The sequence below is a fragment of the Cupriavidus sp. FW305-3-2-15-C-LB2 genome (assembly GCF_058787575.1).
Genome location: NZ_JBYSZW010000068.1, coordinates 24,091 through 38,464, shown reverse-complemented (window position 1 = coordinate 38,464; position 14,374 = coordinate 24,091). Strand labels below are relative to the sequence as shown.

The following is a 14,374-nucleotide window of genomic DNA, read 5'->3' as shown; positions in this document are numbered from 1 at the left end:
CCCCCGGAGTCCCCCATGCGCCTAGATGACGAAGCCGAAAGCCAGCACGTTGAAGACCGCCGCGGCGGATTCGGCGGTGTCGGCGGCAAGACCATCGGCATCGGCACGGTCATCGTCGCGCTGGCGGCGTCCTATTTCTTCGGCATCGACCCGATGCTGATCATGCAGGGCGCCTCGGTGCTGCAGGGCTCCGGCCCGCAGCAGCAACAGCAGCAGGCGAACCGCCCGCCGGCGACGGATCAGATGACGGTGTTCACGCGCAAGGTGCTGGGCAATACCGAGCGCACCTGGCAACACATCTTTGAAGCCCAGCTGAACCGCCGCTATGCGCCCCCCACGCTGGTGCTGTTCTCGGGCGCCACACCCACGGCATGCGGCACCGGCCAGTCGGCGATGGGTCCGTTCTACTGCCCCGGCGACCAGAAGGTCTATATCGACCTGGCCTTCTATGACGAGCTGCGCCAGCGCTTCGGCGCCAGCGGCGACTTTGCCCAGGCCTATGTGATCGCGCACGAGATCGGCCACCATGTGCAGAACCTGCTGGGCGTATCGGACAAGGTCGACAGCGCGCGCCGCCGCATGGGCGAGGCGCAGGCCAACCAGCTCTCGGTGCGCATGGAACTGCAGGCCGACTGCCTGGCAGGTGTCTGGGCCGCCACCGCGCAGCGCGCCAACCAGCAATTGCTGGAGCCCGGCGATATCGAAGAAGGCCTGAAGGCCGCCGCCGCGATCGGCGACGACCGGCTGCAGCGCCAGTCGCAGGGCTATGTCGTGCCGGAGGCCTTTACCCACGGCTCCAGCGAGCAGCGCGTGCGCTGGCTGCGCCGCGGCATCGAGTCCGGCGATATCCGCAAGTGCGATACCTTCGCCTCGCGCGACCTGTAAGCGCAGGCTCCACCCCCGACGTGGGAAGGGTGCCGACAATGTGATGTTTGCGTTGCCCGGACTTTGTTCCCTGTCTATAATCGCCGGCAAGGCCGCATTGCGACGGCCAGTCGCCGGCGTCGATCCTCACCGATCCTTCCTGCCGCAGCGCCGGGTTCTCCCCTCAGGACCCCTGCAAGCGCCGCGGTGCACGCCGGCCCCGGTCTGCGGGCCACGCGCCCCCTGACCGACAGGCGACCCGACACGCGGCCAGATCTGCACCATCAGCAACATCGGCCCGGCTTTGCCGCGACTCGACGCCTCTTGCCGCTAAGCCTTGCGGCGTCTCCACACCCAAGCCGTTCCGTTCCAACCGCACCGGAGCCACGGCCGATCTTCACTTGCCGTGCGCCCGTGCCTGCCCTGATCTGACATGGCGTCGTTTTTCCTGAAGCGCCCGGCGTTTGCCTGGGTGCTGGCCATCCTGACCGTGGTAGCGGGCCTGGTGGCCCTGAACCGCATCCCCATCGCCCAGTACCCGGCGGTGGCGCCGCCCACGGTGATCGTCTATGCCGATTACCCGGGTGCGTCAGCGCGCACGGTGGAGGACCGCGTCACCGCGGTGCTGGAGCAGCAGATGCACGGCATCCCCGGCCTGCTCTACCTGGATTCCAGCAGCGAGGGCGGCACCGCCACGGTGACGCTGGGCTTCCGCCAGGGCACCGACCCGCAGCTGGCGCAGGTCAACGTGCGCAACCGCGTGGCGCAGGCCGAGCCCTTGCTGCCCGAGGCGGTGCGCCGCGGCGGCGTCTATGTCGACCAGGCCAGCAGCAGCGCCTTCATGTACGTGTCGCTGGTGTCCGACAGCGGGCAACTGGACGAGACCGCGCTGGGCGACTTTGCCGCGGGCTCGGTGCTGCCGCTGCTGCGCCGCCTGTCCGGCATCGGCAAGGCCGAGCCATACGGCGCCGAGTACGCGCTCCGGATCTGGTTCGATCCCGACAAGCTGCACGCCTTCAACCTGACCACGGCCGAGGTCGAGGCCGCCATCCGCGCGCGCAACGGCAACGTGACCCCCGGCCAGCTGGGCGCCGCGCCGGCGCTGCCGGGCCAGCCGTTCCAGGCGATCGTGCGTCCGCCCGCGCCGATGAGCGATGCGCAGGCGTTCGGGCGCATCGTGGTGCGCGCGGCCACCGACGGCTCGGCCGTGCTGCTGCGCGACGTGGCGCGGGTGGAGCTGGCCGCCAGCGACTACCGCTACGGCTCCACGCTGAACACGCGCGACGCCGCGTCGATCGGGCTGAAGCTGGCCGACGGCGCCAACGTGCTGCAGACCTCGCGCACCGTGCGCGCCGCGCTCGATGCCGCCAGCAAGGGCTTCCCCGGCGACGTGCGCTATGAGATCTCTTACGACGGCGCCACCTTCGTGCAGGCGTCGATCTCGCGCGTGGTGCTGACGCTGGTCGAAGCCACGGTGCTGGTATTCCTGATCCTGTACCTGTTCCTGGGCAACCTGCGCGCCACGCTGATCCCGTGCATCGTGGTGCCGGTATCGCTGCTGGGCACGGTCGCGTGCCTGTATGCGCTGGGGCTGTCGCTGAACGTGATCACGCTGTTCGGCGTGGTGCTGGCGATCGGCATCCTGGTGGACGACGCCATCGTGGTGGTCGAGAACGTCGAGCGCATCATGCGCACCGACGGCGTGGGCGCGATGCAGGCCGCGGCGCGCTCGATGCGCGAGGTCTCGGGCGCGCTGGTGGCGGTGACGCTGGTGCTGTGCGCGGTGTTCGTGCCGATGGCGTTCTTCGGCAGCGCGGTGGGCGTGATCTACCGGCACTTCGCGGTGACGCTGGCGGTATCGATCGCGTTCTCGCTGTTCTTTGCGCTGACGCTGGCGCCGGCCATGTGCGCCAGCCTGCTGCGCCACAGCGCGGCGCCGGCGCGCGGGCCGCTGGCCTGGTTCGATGCGCGCTTTGCCGCCTTCACCGGGCGCTATGCCGGCTGGGTGCAGGCGCTGCAGCGCAGGCGGCTGCGCTGGCTGGCGGTCTACCTGGCGTTGACGCTGGCATGCGGCTACGCCTTGTGGAAGATGCCCAGCGGCTTCCTGCCAGAAGAGGATACCGGCGAGATCGTGGTCGATGTCGAGCTGCCCGCCGGCAGCACGCAGGCCGACACGCGCCGGCTGGTGGCCGGGCTGGAACAGTGGATGCGCGACCAGCACTACCCGGTGCATTCGAGCTTTGCCGTGCTGGGCTGGTCCAGCGGCGGCAGCGGCGAGCAGCGCGCCAGCCTGTATATCGGCCTGACCGACTGGAAAGCGCGCGGACGCAAGCACACGGCCCAGGCCGTGCTGGAGCGGCTGTCGGCCGGGCTGGAAACCTGGCCAGGCCGCGGCGCGGCGCAGCTGTTTGCGTACAACAGCTCGGCGCTGCCGGAACTGGGCAGCATCGGCGGCCTGGACATGCGCCTGGTGGCGCGCCAGCCGGTGGGGCGCGAGGCGCTCTTCGCCGCGCGCGACAAACTGCTTGAGCGCGCCAGGCAGGACCCGGTGCTGGGCGAGGTGCGCGCCACCACCGGCCAGCCGGTGCCGGCGCTGGACCTGAAAATCGACTACCGCAAGGCCGAGGCCTTCGGCGTCGATGCCGATACCGTGCACCACACGCTGTCGGCCACGCTGGGCTCGCGCTATATCGACGAAGTCGCGCGCGAGGGCCGCGTGCGCCGCGTGATCCTGCAGGCCGACGCGCCGTTCCGCATGCAGCCGGACCAGCTCGCGCGCGTGCACGTGCGCAACGCACAGGGCGCGATGGTGTCGCTGGCCGCGTTCGCCTCGCTGGAATGGGGGCGCGGCGAGGTCACGCTGGAGCGCTTCGACGGCTTCAGCTCGGTGCGCATCAATGCCGAGGTCGCGCCGGGCCACACCACCGGCGCGGCCATGACGCGGCTGGCCGAACTGGTGCGCGAGCTGGGGCCGGAATACGACGTGCGCTGGACCGGGCGCGCCTTCGAGCAGGAGCAGACCGGCACGCAGGCGCCGTGGCTGTTCGCGCTGTCGCTGCTGTTTATCTTCCTGTGCCTGGTGGCGCTGTATGAAAGCTGGACCCTGCCGCTGGCGGTGATCGCGATCGTGCCGACCGGCCTGATGGGCGCGGCCGCGGCGATCTGGCTGCGCGGCATGCCCAACGATGTCTACTTCAAGGTGGGTGTGGTGGTGATCATGGGGCTGGCGGCCAAGAACGCGATCCTGATCGTCGAATATGCCGAGCAGTTGCGGCGCAGCGGCGCGGGCATGGGCGCGGTGGAGGCCGCCACGCGCGCGGCGCGCCAGCGGCTGCGGCCGGTGGTGATGACCTCGCTGGCCTTTGTGCTGGGCGTGGTGCCGCTGGCAATCAGCACCGGCCCGGGCGCGGGTGCGCAACAGGCGGTCGGCACCGGCGTACTGGGCGGCATGCTGGGTGCGACGGTGCTGGGTACGCTGGCGGTGCCGCTGCTCTATGCCGCGATCGCGCGCAGGTTGCCGCGCGCGCAGCCGGAGCCCGGACACGACTCGACCGCCACGCAGCCGCCTTCGGCATGAGGAGCATGCCTGCGCGCTAACGCGGTCACGAGCCGAGGGAAGAGAAAAGCGCCTGCCTGGCGAAGAGAGAAGGAGGAGGAGGTCAGCCGGGCAGGCGGGAGAGAAAACTTGCGGCCACCGCAGTGGCCGCACGAGGTCTTTGGGAAGACCTGCGAGGATCAGACGCGATAGCCGTACAGCGAGCCGTCACCGGTGCGGGAATTGTCGAGCGCACGATCGGCAATATCACCGGTGAAGGTGTGCGCACCTTCGCTGAAGGTATCGAACTTGTCCTTCTTCGAGATCTCGCCGCTGAAGCTATGCGAGCCTTCGGTGAAGCTGTCGAACTTGCCGTCGCGGCGCGAGCCTTCCGAGTACGGGTCGAAGCGGCCGGTGCGGGCTCCGTCCGTGTATGTATCGAACTTGCCTTGCTTGGCGCCGTCCGTATACACATCGTACTTGCCGGCCTTCAGCGCATCGGCGTACACATCAAACTTGCCAACCTTGCTGGCAGCGGGGGCAGCCAACGCCACAGCGGACGCGGCGACCGCCGCGAACACAAGCGCGCCGCCAAGGATACGTCTGGCGATCATTTGGGACTCCTTCAACTGATTTCGTCGTTCTTTCTTGTATGGACCGGGATGAGACTCCGGCCGCCCTGCAATCTATGTTGCGATGCGAGCACGGACTGAAGATTAGTCACAGTCCGCGCAAGCAGAAATACCGCTGCGACGAATGGTGCGTTGCGAGTCGTGAAACGTCTGGCTTGCCGATGAATGGTGTCGATGGATTGCCGGGCACACGCGGCGCAGGACGCGCCTGCGTGGCCCCGGCAGCACGCCTCAGGCGGCTGGGATTTGGCTCAGGATGCGGCTCAAAGCGTGTACTGGCCGCTGGCTTCCGGCTGGAACGCGATCCCGGCGACACTCACCTGCTGCTCGCGGCCGTCGGGCAGCCGGTAGCTGACGGTCTGGCCGGCGCGCGCGCCCAGCAGCGCCTGGCCCACCGGCGACAGCACCGACAGCCGGCCGGCATCAAAGTCGGCCGCGTCGGGGTACACCAGCGTCCAGTTGCGCGGGGCCTGCTCGCCCGGCAGGTTGCAGACCAGGCGCGTGTTCATGGTGACCACGTCGGTCGGGATCTCTTCTGGCGCGACGATGGTGGCGCGCGCCAGCAGGCTGTCGAGCATGTCCTCAAGCTGCGCCGAGCCGGCGCGGCTGGCGATGCGCTCCAGGCGGGTCACGTCGAGTTCGGTCAGGTACAGGGTGGCGGTATTCGTTTTGGTGGCCGTCATGGCGGGTCCTCCGGCAGTCGGGTGGTTTGGCGCGGCCCGGCCAGCATGGCAGGCGGCGGCGGTCAGGTCTTGCACGTTGGCATGCCGCGCAGCAGCGCGGACATCAACGGATCGGCGAAAGCCTTGCGGCAATTGCCGGCAACAACGGAAACGCTGGCTCAGGCCCGGTTCGGCCCGGGCCCCGCTTGTGGGAGACGAATCAGGCTGGGAACCGGGCGGAATCAGGCGGTGCGCTGATCCGGCGGGGAGAGACCGCGCGCGTGGCGCGCTGGGGCAGGATGTTGGCCGTGACGATCGCGCACGCGTGCGCGCGGCCGGTCCGCATCAGGCGGACAGGCGCATCGGGCATCGGCGTCAGGCGATCAGTCATGGTCATGCAGAAGGTTTGATCAGGGGCAGCGGATGGTTCTCTGAACAGGCGAGCCGCGTAAGTCGTTGCTCACTACGTCGCTCACTGGCTGCGCTGCCGCCGGGGCCCGTGCACCGCAGTGGTGCGATCACGGGAATAGCCATCGTAGCACAGCGACGCGCCTGCGCGCCTCACCCATTGGCAGCATGCCCGGCCTCGTGCGCGCCCGCATGGCATTCACAGGCCGCGCCGGCCGCGGCCTGCTGCAGGTTCTGCAGGATGCCGCACTCACTGGCGGGCTGGTGGTGGTGACAGGTCTCGCGCAGCGCGCGCAACTGCCCCTCAAGCGCCTCCAGCGCCACCCGCTGCGCATGGATCTGCGCGATCTGGCGGTCCAGCAGCGTATTGATGTCGTCGCAGTCCTGCGACGGATTGCGCTCGAACTCGCGCAGCCGCCGCACATCCGACAGGCCCATGCCGAGCGAGCGGCAGTGGCGCACGAAATTCAGCTGGACCAGGTGGCCATCGTCATAGCGGCGATAGCCGTTGGCCTCGCGCCGCGGCGCGTCGAGCAGGCCTTCGCGTTCGTAATAACGGATGGTCTCGACATCGCAGCCGCTGGTACGGGAGAGTTCGCCGATGCGCATATTGTTTCCTCTGTGCCCTGGCAATCCCAGTAACCACTACAGGGTTGGCGATAGTGTAGGCCAGTCCTGGCTAGTGTGCAGAGGCGGCGGATTCGCCGCCTGGCTCGCGATTCCCGGTCCGGGTTGAGCAGCGCCAGGGCAACTGGTTGCACATGGTGTGGTATCCCTCATGCTTGAGGCCTGCGCCACGGCGCATCCTGTAGAATTCCTTGAACACTTACTGACAAGCCGTCCTCACGTGCGCTCCATCTGGCTTCTGCTGCTGATCCTGATGCTGGCCTGCCTGCCTTTCCAGGGCTGGGCGGACACGTTCGCGCACGCCATGGCGTCCCCTGCCGATACGGCGGGCGCACCGGCCCCCACCGCTGGCAGCGCCGACCTCGACGACACTGCCGCCATGGGTGACCAGCCATCACCCCTCTCCGAAACCACCGAGCCGCAACTGCAGCCCGGTGCCGACCTCGCCGAGCAACTCCTGCCGGCACCTCCGTTGCGCTTTGCGGCCTGGTCCGGCCGTGTGGCGCCGCCGCGCTATGCCGGCGTTCCGCTGCCCGACCCCGACCTGCCGCTGTTGCCGCGTCCCCCACGCGCCTGAATCCCGCTGGCGCGGCCTGGCCGCGCTCGCCCGTTCCTGCGTGCCGTGCCCCGGCGCGCGCCTGCGGCCCGTCCGCGTCTTTCCGCCGTACTGCTCCACCACATACTCATGAAACGCGTATTGCTTTTCCTGGCGACCAACCTCGCCGTCATGCTCGTCCTCAGCATCACCGCCAGCGTGCTGGGGGTGAATCGTTACCTGACTGCCAATGGCCTGAACCTGGGCACCCTGCTCGCGTTCGCCGCGCTGATGGGCTTCGGCGGCGCCTTCATCTCGCTGCTGATGTCCAAGACCATCGCCAAGTGGTCCACCGGCGCGCAGGTCATTACCCACCCCAGCACCAGCACCGAGCTGTGGCTGGTGCAGACCGTCGAGAAGCTGGCGCAGCGCTCCGGCCTGCCCATGCCTGAAGTGGCCATCTACGACGGCGAGCCCAACGCCTTCGCCACCGGCGCGACCAAGAACAGCTCGCTGGTGGCGGTGTCCACCGGCCTGCTGCAGTCGATGTCGCACGACGAAGTCGAAGCGGTGCTAGCGCACGAGGTGGCGCACGTGGCCAATGGCGACATGGTGACGTTGACGCTGATCCAGGGCGTGGTCAACACGTTCGTGATCTTCCTGGCGCGCGTGGTCGGCTACTTCGTCGACTCGATGTTGCGCAAGAGTGACGAGGAGTCGAGCGGGCGGGGCATCGGCTACATGGTCACGGTGGTCGTCTGCGAAATCGTGTTCGGCATCCTGGCCAGCATCATCGTGGCCTGGTTCTCGCGCCACCGCGAATTCCGCGCCGACGCCGGCGCGGCCGGCCTGATGGGTTCGCCCACGCCGATGGTGGCGGCGCTGCGCCGCCTCGGCGGCCTGGACCCGGACGGCCTGCCGCAGAACATGCAGGCGATGGGCATCGCCGGCGGCAAGTCGTGGCTGGCGCTGTTCTCGAGCCATCCGCCCATTGAGCAGCGCATTGCCGCGCTGCAATCCGCGCGCTGAAGCCCGGGGCAAGCAATGCCCCCGGCGCCGGGGCCTGACACTGGCGCGGCGCCGGCTACCTGACAGGGAGTTTTCGATGCGATCGAGCGTGCTGGAACCGACAAGCCCCGCGTGGCGCGACACGCTGGCGCGATGTCGCCATGATTGCTACCACACGCCTGGCTGGCATACTGCCGCCGAGCGCAGCGACCACGGCAGCGCTGCCGCGGTGCTGGTGCGTGACGGCGCCCACGAGTTGCTGGTTCCGCTGGTGCGCCGGCCCATTGCCTGCGGCAGCTGGGATGCCACCTCGGCCTATGGCTACGGCGGCCCGGTGTTGAGCACCGATGTCCCGGCCGGGTTTGCCGAGGAGGCACTGGGCGCGGCGCTCGCGCTGCTGCGCGAGTGCGGCTGCGTGTCGTGGTTTATCCGCCTGCACCCACTGCTCAATGCCGACTGGAACAGCCGCCTCGGGCTGGTGATGGATCAGGGCGAGACGGTATCCGTCGACCTGACCAAGAGTGCCGAGCAGCTATGGCACGAAACGCAGGCGCGCCACAGGCTGGGCATCAACCGCGCCCGGCGCGCGGGCGTGAGCGCACGCCTGGACCGTGATTTCGCCATGCTGCCGCGCTTTATCGCGCTGTACAACGCGACCATGGCGCGTTTGGGCGCGTTGCCCTACTACTTCTTCGACGCGCAGTACTACCGCACCCTGGTGCGCGCGCTGGGCGACGACCTGCTGCTGTTCGTGGCGGAGGAAGACGGCCGCATGATCGGCGCGGCGCTGTTCACCGTGGCCCGGGGGACGGGCATCATGCAATATCACCTGTCCGCCTGGGACTGGGCGTACCGCCACCTCCAGCCGACCAAGACCGTGATCCATGCCGCGCGCGAATGGGGCCGCACCAACGGCCTGCACTACCTGCACCTGGGCGGCGGGCTGGGTTCGGCCAAAGACTCGCTGTATGAGTTCAAGCGCGGCTTTTCGCACGATACGCATGTGTACCGGACCCAGCGCCTGGTGGTGGACCCCGACCGGTACGTGGCGCTGTCCGGCGGCGACAAAGCCACGCTGGATGACCTGAGTGGCTTCTTTCCGGCTTACCGGCGCCCGGGCGCGCGCTTCGGGCCGCCGCAGGCGGATGCCGGCGACAACGTGCCGGCGCTCGCGGCATTCAAGACCGGGACCTGAAGCCGGACTGCTGCGGCGCTAGTCGACCACCCGGCCCCGCAGCACCTTGACCTGACTGCGCTGGCTCTTGGATTCCAGCCGGCGCCGGCGTGATGCCAGCGTGGGCCGCGTGGCACGGCGCACGCGCGGCGGCGTGGCCACGCTGCGCACCAGTTCGTGCAGCCGCCGCACCGCTTCGTCGCGGTTCTGGTCGAGGCTGCGGAACTGCTGCGCCTTGATCACCACCACGCCGTCGCGCGTGATGCGGTGGTCGTGCAGCGCCAGCAGGCGTTCCTTGTGGTCGGGCGCGAGCGAGGAGGCATGCACGTCGTAGCGCAGGTGCACGGCATTGGACACCTTGTTGATGTTCTGGCCGCCCGCACCCTGCGCCCGGATCGCCGTGATCAGGTATTCGTGATGGGGGATGACGAGGTCGTCGGTCATGGTGGGATCATAGCAAGCGCTGGTGGCACTACCGCCACGCATAGCCGATGCCAACCCCGTAAGTGACCTGGTTGCGCGTGCCGCGCTGGGTCACGATGGGGCTGTCGGCGGCATCGCCGGTCAGGCGCTGGCCGTACACCATCGCCCCCCATACCAGTGCTTGTCGAACTGGTAGAGCAACGCCAGCCAGCCGGTGAACTGTTCCAGGCCCCCGCCCGGGCTATAGACAGGCAGGCCGCTGGCCGCCGAATCCGACGGGGTGACGCCGAAATAGGTGCGGTTGAAACTGCCGCTGACCCACGTCGCGCCCAGGCCGGCTCCCGCATAGACCCGCGGGTGCAGCGGCACCCACAGCGAACCCGTTGCAGCGATATGCGTGCCGCCGTAGATGATGCCGGCATTGGTCATCACGTTGACGCCGCCGCGCAAGCGCCAGGGGACACGGCCCTGGTTCAGGTATTCATAGCCGACGTAGCCGCCGGCCTCGAACGTGGTGTCGATCTCGTGCAGGCGCGAGACCACCGGATCGTCAACGTCGTTGCGTCCAAGGCGCAACCCCACTGCCGGTCCCCACTGGAAACCGGTTAGCCCGCCAAAGTTGAACTGCGCATACGGGCCATACCATTCCAGCAGCCGGCCGCCCGGCGTGACATAACGCAGGCCCGGCACCACGCCGATCATGCGGTCCTTGCCGCCGGCAAACTCGGTGGTAGAGCCAATGCCAAGCCCGGCCATATTGGGGAGCGAACCCGGCAGGCTCAGCGGCGCAGCGGACACCGAGGTTGCTGCGCCGGCGAGCAACAGTGCTGCCAGCACGCCGCCCAGCTTGCGCAGGGGCGTTGTCGAAATTGCCATGGTGGTTTCCGGGAGCGCGGCACACGGCCCGCCGCGCGAGATTGCGTGGATCGAGTGAATCTATCAGCACTGTCGCGCGGCACGGCGAGGTGCGTGCTGAGAGTTTTCAGGGCGCGATTTAAAGCCGCGCCCGCTGTGCTGACCCGCTGATGTGAAATGTTCCGGCGCGGTTCGGGCACGCTGCGCGCAGCCGACGGCAGCCGCATCATGTTCCAGCGCATCGGCAACAGCACCCTGGCGCTGGTCGACTACTTCTCCGCCGCCGACCTGCTGCTGCGCACTGCGTTGCACCTGAGCGCCGTGCTGGCCGCCAGCGCGCTGGCGCTGGCGTTGCTGATGTGGGTCACCTTGCAGGGCATCGGCAAGCTGTTCTCGCACTGCCTCGCGCGCGGCGAAGCGCTGCGCGCGCTGCCCGAGACCGACGCGCTGACGGGCCTGACCAACCGCCGCGAGTTCGAGGCGCGCTTCGGCATCGAGTACGAGCACTGCCTGCGCGACAAGACGCCGATGTCGATGCTGATGATCGATATCGACCGCTTCAAGCGCATCAACGACAACTGGGGCCACGCCAGCGGCGAACGCGGGCTGCGGAAGCTGGCCAGTGTCATCGCACTAAACTTCGGGAGGAATTTTGGCGCGCCCGGCTGGGATCGAACCAGCAACCCCTGCCTTCGGAGGGCAGTACTCTATCCATTGAGCTACGGGCGCACAGGACGGTTTTGCAACCGGTTTGTGGGTACAGCGGTTGCGGCGGGCGAGTGCCGCCGCAGGAAAGTCGTATAGGATACCGCGTTTGCCCCGTGCCGTCCATGCGGGCCCGCCAGGGGCTTCAGGGAACGTCTCGCAACCGCCGCTTTTTGGCACTGGCGGGGGGCCTTTGGCGCTATAATCGCCAGCTATTTGCGTCAAATCGTGCCCGCCACACCGCCGATGCAATGAGTCGACCGGGGTCAAGGCCGCGCGGCTTGTTGTCGGCGACAATCAGGTCCGGTCCGGGAGACAGTCCGCAGCGCGCAAATAGCAACAGACCCAAGTCAGGCAAGGGCCGCAGCCAGCACGGGCGGTCCGCATGGGGCCGGACAGCGGTCAGCGAGTGACCAAGACCGGGCCAGAATAAGCAAGCCGAGCGTAAGCGGCCAGAAGGTTTCCTGCAAAACTGAGAGTTCTGTATGAGCGACGTCCACAACGAACACGACGAACACGAGTCTCCCATCAAGACCCCGAAGCAACTGATCGCAGTTGTGATCGCGGCTTTCCTGGTGCCGATCATCGTGATCATTCTGCTGGTCAACTTTGTCGGACACGGCTCGACTGAAAGCGCCGGCGCCGCCACCACGGCGGAAGCCGTCAACGACCGCATCAAGCCGGTTGCCTCGCTCGAAATCAAGGATCCCAACGCGCCGCGCGTCTTCAAGACGGGCGAGCAGGTCTACAAGGAAATCTGCGCCGCGTGCCACGCCACCGGCGCGGCGGGCGCACCCAAGTACGCCAACGCCGGCGACTGGACCGCGCGCATCGGCCAGGGCTTTGACGGCCTGATGAAGTCGGTGATAAACGGCAAGGGCGCGATGGCCGCGCGTGCCGGCACCACGCCGGACGACTACGCCGACTACGAACTGGCCCGTGCCGTGGTCTACATGGCCGACGCCGGCGGTGCCAAGTTCCCGGAACCGGCTGCCCCGGCTGCCGCCGCGCCGGCGACTGCCGCAGCCCCTGAAGCCGCCGCCGCTCCGGCCGCCGGTGCCGCGCCTGCACCGGCAGCTCCCTCGGCAGCGGCCCCGGCAGCTGCTGCCGCCGCACCCGCTGCTGCGCCGGCCGCCTCGGCCGACGTGGGCAAGAAGGTCTACGAGCAGGTCTGCGCCGCCTGCCACGCCGCCGGCGTGGCCGGTGCGCCCAAGTTCGGCGACAAGGCCGCCTGGGCGCCGCGCCTGAAGGAAGGCATGGACGCGGTCCACAACTTTGCGCTCAAGGGCAAGGGCGTGATGCCGCCCAAGGGTGGCTACGCCGGCCCGGACGCCGACGTGATCGCCGCCTCGGACTACATGGCCAACGCCGCCAAGTAAGTCCGCCTGCTGCAAACAAAAAGCCCGCGCACATTGCGCGGGCTTTTTTTCGTCCGTACCGCTTGCGCGGCCGCTACACCACGCGCGAGTACCGCGCCCGCGGCACGAAGCGCACCGGCTGCGCGCCATCGTTGGCGGCAACGGCCTGGGCACCCGTGGACGCTGGCCGCGCGGCGTCTTCGCGCAGGTAGCGGTCGAACACCATCGCCACGCGCCGCACCAGCAGCCGGCCCAGCGGCGTCACGGTGATGCGGTCCGGCGCGCATTGCACCAGTCCGTCCGCGCCCAGCGCGGCGAGGTCGGCCAGTTCCGGCGCAAAGGCCGTGCCGAAGCGGATGCCGTGGCGCGCTTCCAGCGCCGGGATATCGAGCACTCCATTGCACATCAGAGCGCCGATGATCTCGCGCCGCAGGTGGTCGTCGGCGCTCATCGCCACGCCGCGCGCCAGCGGCAGGCGGCCGTGGTCGAGCGCGCCGTAGTACTCGTCCAGCGTGCGCGCATTCTGCACGTAGCGCCCCGCGATCGCGCCGATCGCGGAAATGCCGAGCCCGACCTGGTCGTAGCCGGCATGCGTTGAGTAACCCTGGAAGTTGCGCTGCAGCCGCCCTTCGCGCTGGGCCACGGCGAGGTCGTCGTCGGGCAGCGCGAAATGGTCCATACCTATGTAGACGTAGCCCTCGGCGCTCAGCCGCTCGATGGTGGAGACCAGGATGTCGAGCTTCTCGCCGGCGGGCGGCAAGGCGTTTTCATCGATGCGGCGTTGCGGCTTGAACACATGCGGCAGGTGCGCGTAGCTATAGACCGAGAGCCGGTCGGGGCGCAGCGCCAGCACCTGATCGATGGTGCGGCCAAAGCGCGCCGCGGTCTGGTGCGGCAGGCCGTAGATCAGGTCCAGGCTGACCGAGCGGAAACCCAGCGTGCGTGCGGCATCCACCACGGCGCGGGTCTCTTCGAAGGGCTGGATGCGATGGATGGCCTGCTGGACCTTGGGATCGAAATCCTGCACGCCCAGGCTGACGCGGTTGAAGCCCAGTTCGGCCAGCAGCGCCATGCGGGCGTGGTCGACGCGGCGCGGATCGATCTCGATCGAATGCTCGCCCTCGGCCGCCAGCTCGAAATGCTCATGCAGCAGCGCCATCACGCGGCGCATCTCGCCGGGGTCGAGGAAGGTCGGCGTGCCCCCGCCCCAGTGCGACTGCAGCACCTGGCGACGCGGCCCGAGCCGGTCTGCCACCAGCGCCATTTCGCGGCCCAGGTAGTTGACGTAGCGGGCGCTGCGGCCATGGTCGCGCGTGATGATCTTGTTGCAGCCGCAGTAGTAGCAGATGTTCTCGCAGAACGGGATATGCAGGTACAGCGACAGCGGCGCCGGCGCGTCGGCGCGGCAGGCGGCCAGTGCGTCGTGGTACAGCGACAGGTCGGGGCCGTTGTGGAAGCGGTCGGCCGTCGGGTACGAGGTATAGCGCGGGCCGTTGCCGTCGATGCGGCCGGCCAGCGCACGGAAGTCGGACAGCGCGCGGCGGTCGGGCGCAGGGGAAGGTATGGCAGACGGGATCATGGGGGCGCG

General features: G+C 68.6%; 12 protein-coding genes, 1 tRNA gene and 2 pseudogenes. 7 read left to right on the top strand and 8 right to left on the bottom strand.

What is annotated here, in order from left to right; all coding sequences use genetic code 11:
• Positions 1–15: 15 nt before the first annotated feature.
• Together ypfJ and AC3WRR_RS32475 are read left to right on the top strand one after the other, a co-directional pair.
• Positions 16–885 carry a KPN_02809 family neutral zinc metallopeptidase gene (gene ypfJ, locus AC3WRR_RS32480; RefSeq protein ID WP_010812152.1) on the top strand — a complete coding sequence of 290 codons (870 nt, stop codon included), beginning with the start codon at positions 16–18 and terminating at the stop codon, positions 883–885.
• A gap of 412 nt (positions 886–1,297) precedes the next feature.
• Positions 1,298–4,441: a multidrug efflux RND transporter permease subunit gene (locus tag AC3WRR_RS32475; protein ID WP_492299153.1), complete on the top strand. Its 3,144-nt coding sequence runs from the start codon at positions 1,298–1,300 to the stop codon at positions 4,439–4,441.
• A gap of 158 nt (positions 4,442–4,599) precedes the next feature.
• Here AC3WRR_RS32475 and AC3WRR_RS32470 read toward each other — a convergent pair whose 3' ends face one another.
• The 4 genes from AC3WRR_RS32470 to AC3WRR_RS32455 all read right to left on the bottom strand — a co-directional run bounded on the left by AC3WRR_RS32470 (position 4,600) and on the right by AC3WRR_RS32455 (position 6,710).
• Positions 4,600–5,013: a hypothetical protein gene (locus tag AC3WRR_RS32470; protein WP_010812154.1), complete on the bottom strand. Its 414-nt coding sequence runs from the start codon at positions 5,011–5,013 to the stop codon at positions 4,600–4,602.
• A 281-nt stretch (positions 5,014–5,294) separates the two neighbouring features.
• The gene (gene rnk, locus AC3WRR_RS32465) at positions 5,295–5,714 is read right to left on the bottom strand and encodes a nucleoside diphosphate kinase regulator (protein WP_010812155.1); all 420 of its coding nucleotides are present in this window, start codon (positions 5,712–5,714) and stop codon (positions 5,295–5,297) included.
• A 199-nt stretch (positions 5,715–5,913) separates the two neighbouring features.
• A complete protein-coding gene (locus AC3WRR_RS32460) occupies positions 5,914–6,090 on the bottom strand; it encodes a hypothetical protein (protein ID WP_161940226.1) in 177 nt (58 codons plus the stop codon).
• 164 nt (positions 6,091–6,254) lie between these two features.
• The gene (locus AC3WRR_RS32455) at positions 6,255–6,710 is read right to left on the bottom strand and encodes a Cd(II)/Pb(II)-responsive transcriptional regulator (protein WP_013958354.1); all 456 of its coding nucleotides are present in this window, start codon (positions 6,708–6,710) and stop codon (positions 6,255–6,257) included.
• A gap of 169 nt (positions 6,711–6,879) precedes the next feature.
• Here AC3WRR_RS32455 and AC3WRR_RS32450 point away from each other — a divergent pair, with 169 nt between their 5' ends.
• From AC3WRR_RS32450 to AC3WRR_RS32440, 3 genes are all read left to right on the top strand, one after another.
• A complete protein-coding gene (locus AC3WRR_RS32450; protein WP_492299150.1) occupies positions 6,880–7,305 on the top strand; it encodes a hypothetical protein in 426 nt (141 codons plus the stop codon).
• A 108-nt stretch (positions 7,306–7,413) separates the two neighbouring features.
• Positions 7,414–8,292, top strand: a complete 879-nt coding sequence (htpX, locus tag AC3WRR_RS32445; protein WP_058698088.1) for a protease HtpX — start codon at positions 7,414–7,416, stop codon at positions 8,290–8,292.
• An 88-nt stretch (positions 8,293–8,380) separates the two neighbouring features.
• Positions 8,381–9,466, top strand: a complete 1,086-nt coding sequence (locus tag AC3WRR_RS32440; protein ID WP_492299148.1) for a GNAT family N-acetyltransferase — start codon at positions 8,381–8,383, stop codon at positions 9,464–9,466.
• A gap of 18 nt (positions 9,467–9,484) precedes the next feature.
• On the opposite strand, the gene arfB is transcribed toward AC3WRR_RS32440, so the two are convergent.
• Together arfB and AC3WRR_RS32430 are read right to left on the bottom strand one after the other, a co-directional pair.
• On the bottom strand, positions 9,485–9,889 hold the full coding sequence (gene arfB, locus AC3WRR_RS32435; protein ID WP_010812161.1) for an alternative ribosome rescue aminoacyl-tRNA hydrolase ArfB: 405 nt from the start codon (positions 9,887–9,889) through the stop codon (positions 9,485–9,487).
• Positions 9,890–9,917: 28 nt separating this feature from the next.
• Positions 9,918–10,570 (bottom strand): annotated as a pseudogene (locus AC3WRR_RS32430) (MipA/OmpV family protein).
• Positions 10,571–10,900: 330 nt separating this feature from the next.
• Between AC3WRR_RS32430 and AC3WRR_RS32425 the strand changes: the two are divergent.
• Positions 10,901–11,302 (top strand): annotated as a pseudogene (locus AC3WRR_RS32425) (diguanylate cyclase domain-containing protein); the annotation flags it as partial.
• Positions 11,303–11,376: 74 nt separating this feature from the next.
• On the opposite strand, the gene AC3WRR_RS32420 reads toward AC3WRR_RS32425, so the two are convergent.
• Positions 11,377–11,452: transfer RNA gene (locus tag AC3WRR_RS32420), tRNA-Arg, on the bottom strand.
• 461 nt (positions 11,453–11,913) lie between these two features.
• On the opposite strand from AC3WRR_RS32420, the gene AC3WRR_RS32415 reads away from it, so the two are divergent.
• A complete protein-coding gene (locus tag AC3WRR_RS32415; protein ID WP_011616216.1) occupies positions 11,914–12,807 on the top strand; it encodes a c-type cytochrome in 894 nt (297 codons plus the stop codon).
• Positions 12,808–12,880: 73 nt separating this feature from the next.
• On the opposite strand, the gene hemN is transcribed toward AC3WRR_RS32415, so the two are convergent.
• Positions 12,881–14,365, bottom strand: coding sequence for an oxygen-independent coproporphyrinogen III oxidase (hemN, locus tag AC3WRR_RS32410; RefSeq protein ID WP_439668401.1), 1,485 nt, complete (start codon positions 14,363–14,365; stop codon positions 12,881–12,883).
• Positions 14,366–14,374 lie beyond the last annotated feature (9 nt).

Excerpts from the sequence above, each read along its gene's own strand:
- AC3WRR_RS32460 (WP_161940226.1), bottom strand. The coding sequence starts at position 6,090 with ATGACCATGACTGATCGCCTGACGCCGATGCCCGATGCGCCTGTCCGC.
- AC3WRR_RS32415 (WP_011616216.1), top strand. The coding sequence starts at position 11,914 with ATGAGCGACGTCCACAACGAACACGACGAACACGAGTCTCCCATCAAG.
- AC3WRR_RS32455 (WP_013958354.1), bottom strand. The coding sequence starts at position 6,710 with ATGCGCATCGGCGAACTCTCCCGTACCAGCGGCTGCGATGTCGAGACC.
- AC3WRR_RS32470 (WP_010812154.1), bottom strand. The coding sequence starts at position 5,013 with ATGATCGCCAGACGTATCCTTGGCGGCGCGCTTGTGTTCGCGGCGGTC.
- htpX (WP_058698088.1), top strand. The coding sequence starts at position 7,414 with ATGAAACGCGTATTGCTTTTCCTGGCGACCAACCTCGCCGTCATGCTC.
- hemN (WP_439668401.1), bottom strand. The coding sequence starts at position 14,365 with ATGATCCCGTCTGCCATACCTTCCCCTGCGCCCGACCGCCGCGCGCTG.
- AC3WRR_RS32475 (WP_492299153.1), top strand. The coding sequence starts at position 1,298 with ATGGCGTCGTTTTTCCTGAAGCGCCCGGCGTTTGCCTGGGTGCTGGCC.
- arfB (WP_010812161.1), bottom strand. The coding sequence starts at position 9,889 with ATGACCGACGACCTCGTCATCCCCCATCACGAATACCTGATCACGGCG.
- ypfJ (WP_010812152.1), top strand. The coding sequence starts at position 16 with ATGCGCCTAGATGACGAAGCCGAAAGCCAGCACGTTGAAGACCGCCGC.
- rnk (WP_010812155.1), bottom strand. The coding sequence starts at position 5,714 with ATGACGGCCACCAAAACGAATACCGCCACCCTGTACCTGACCGAACTC.
- AC3WRR_RS32450 (WP_492299150.1), top strand. The coding sequence starts at position 6,880 with ATGCTTGAGGCCTGCGCCACGGCGCATCCTGTAGAATTCCTTGAACAC.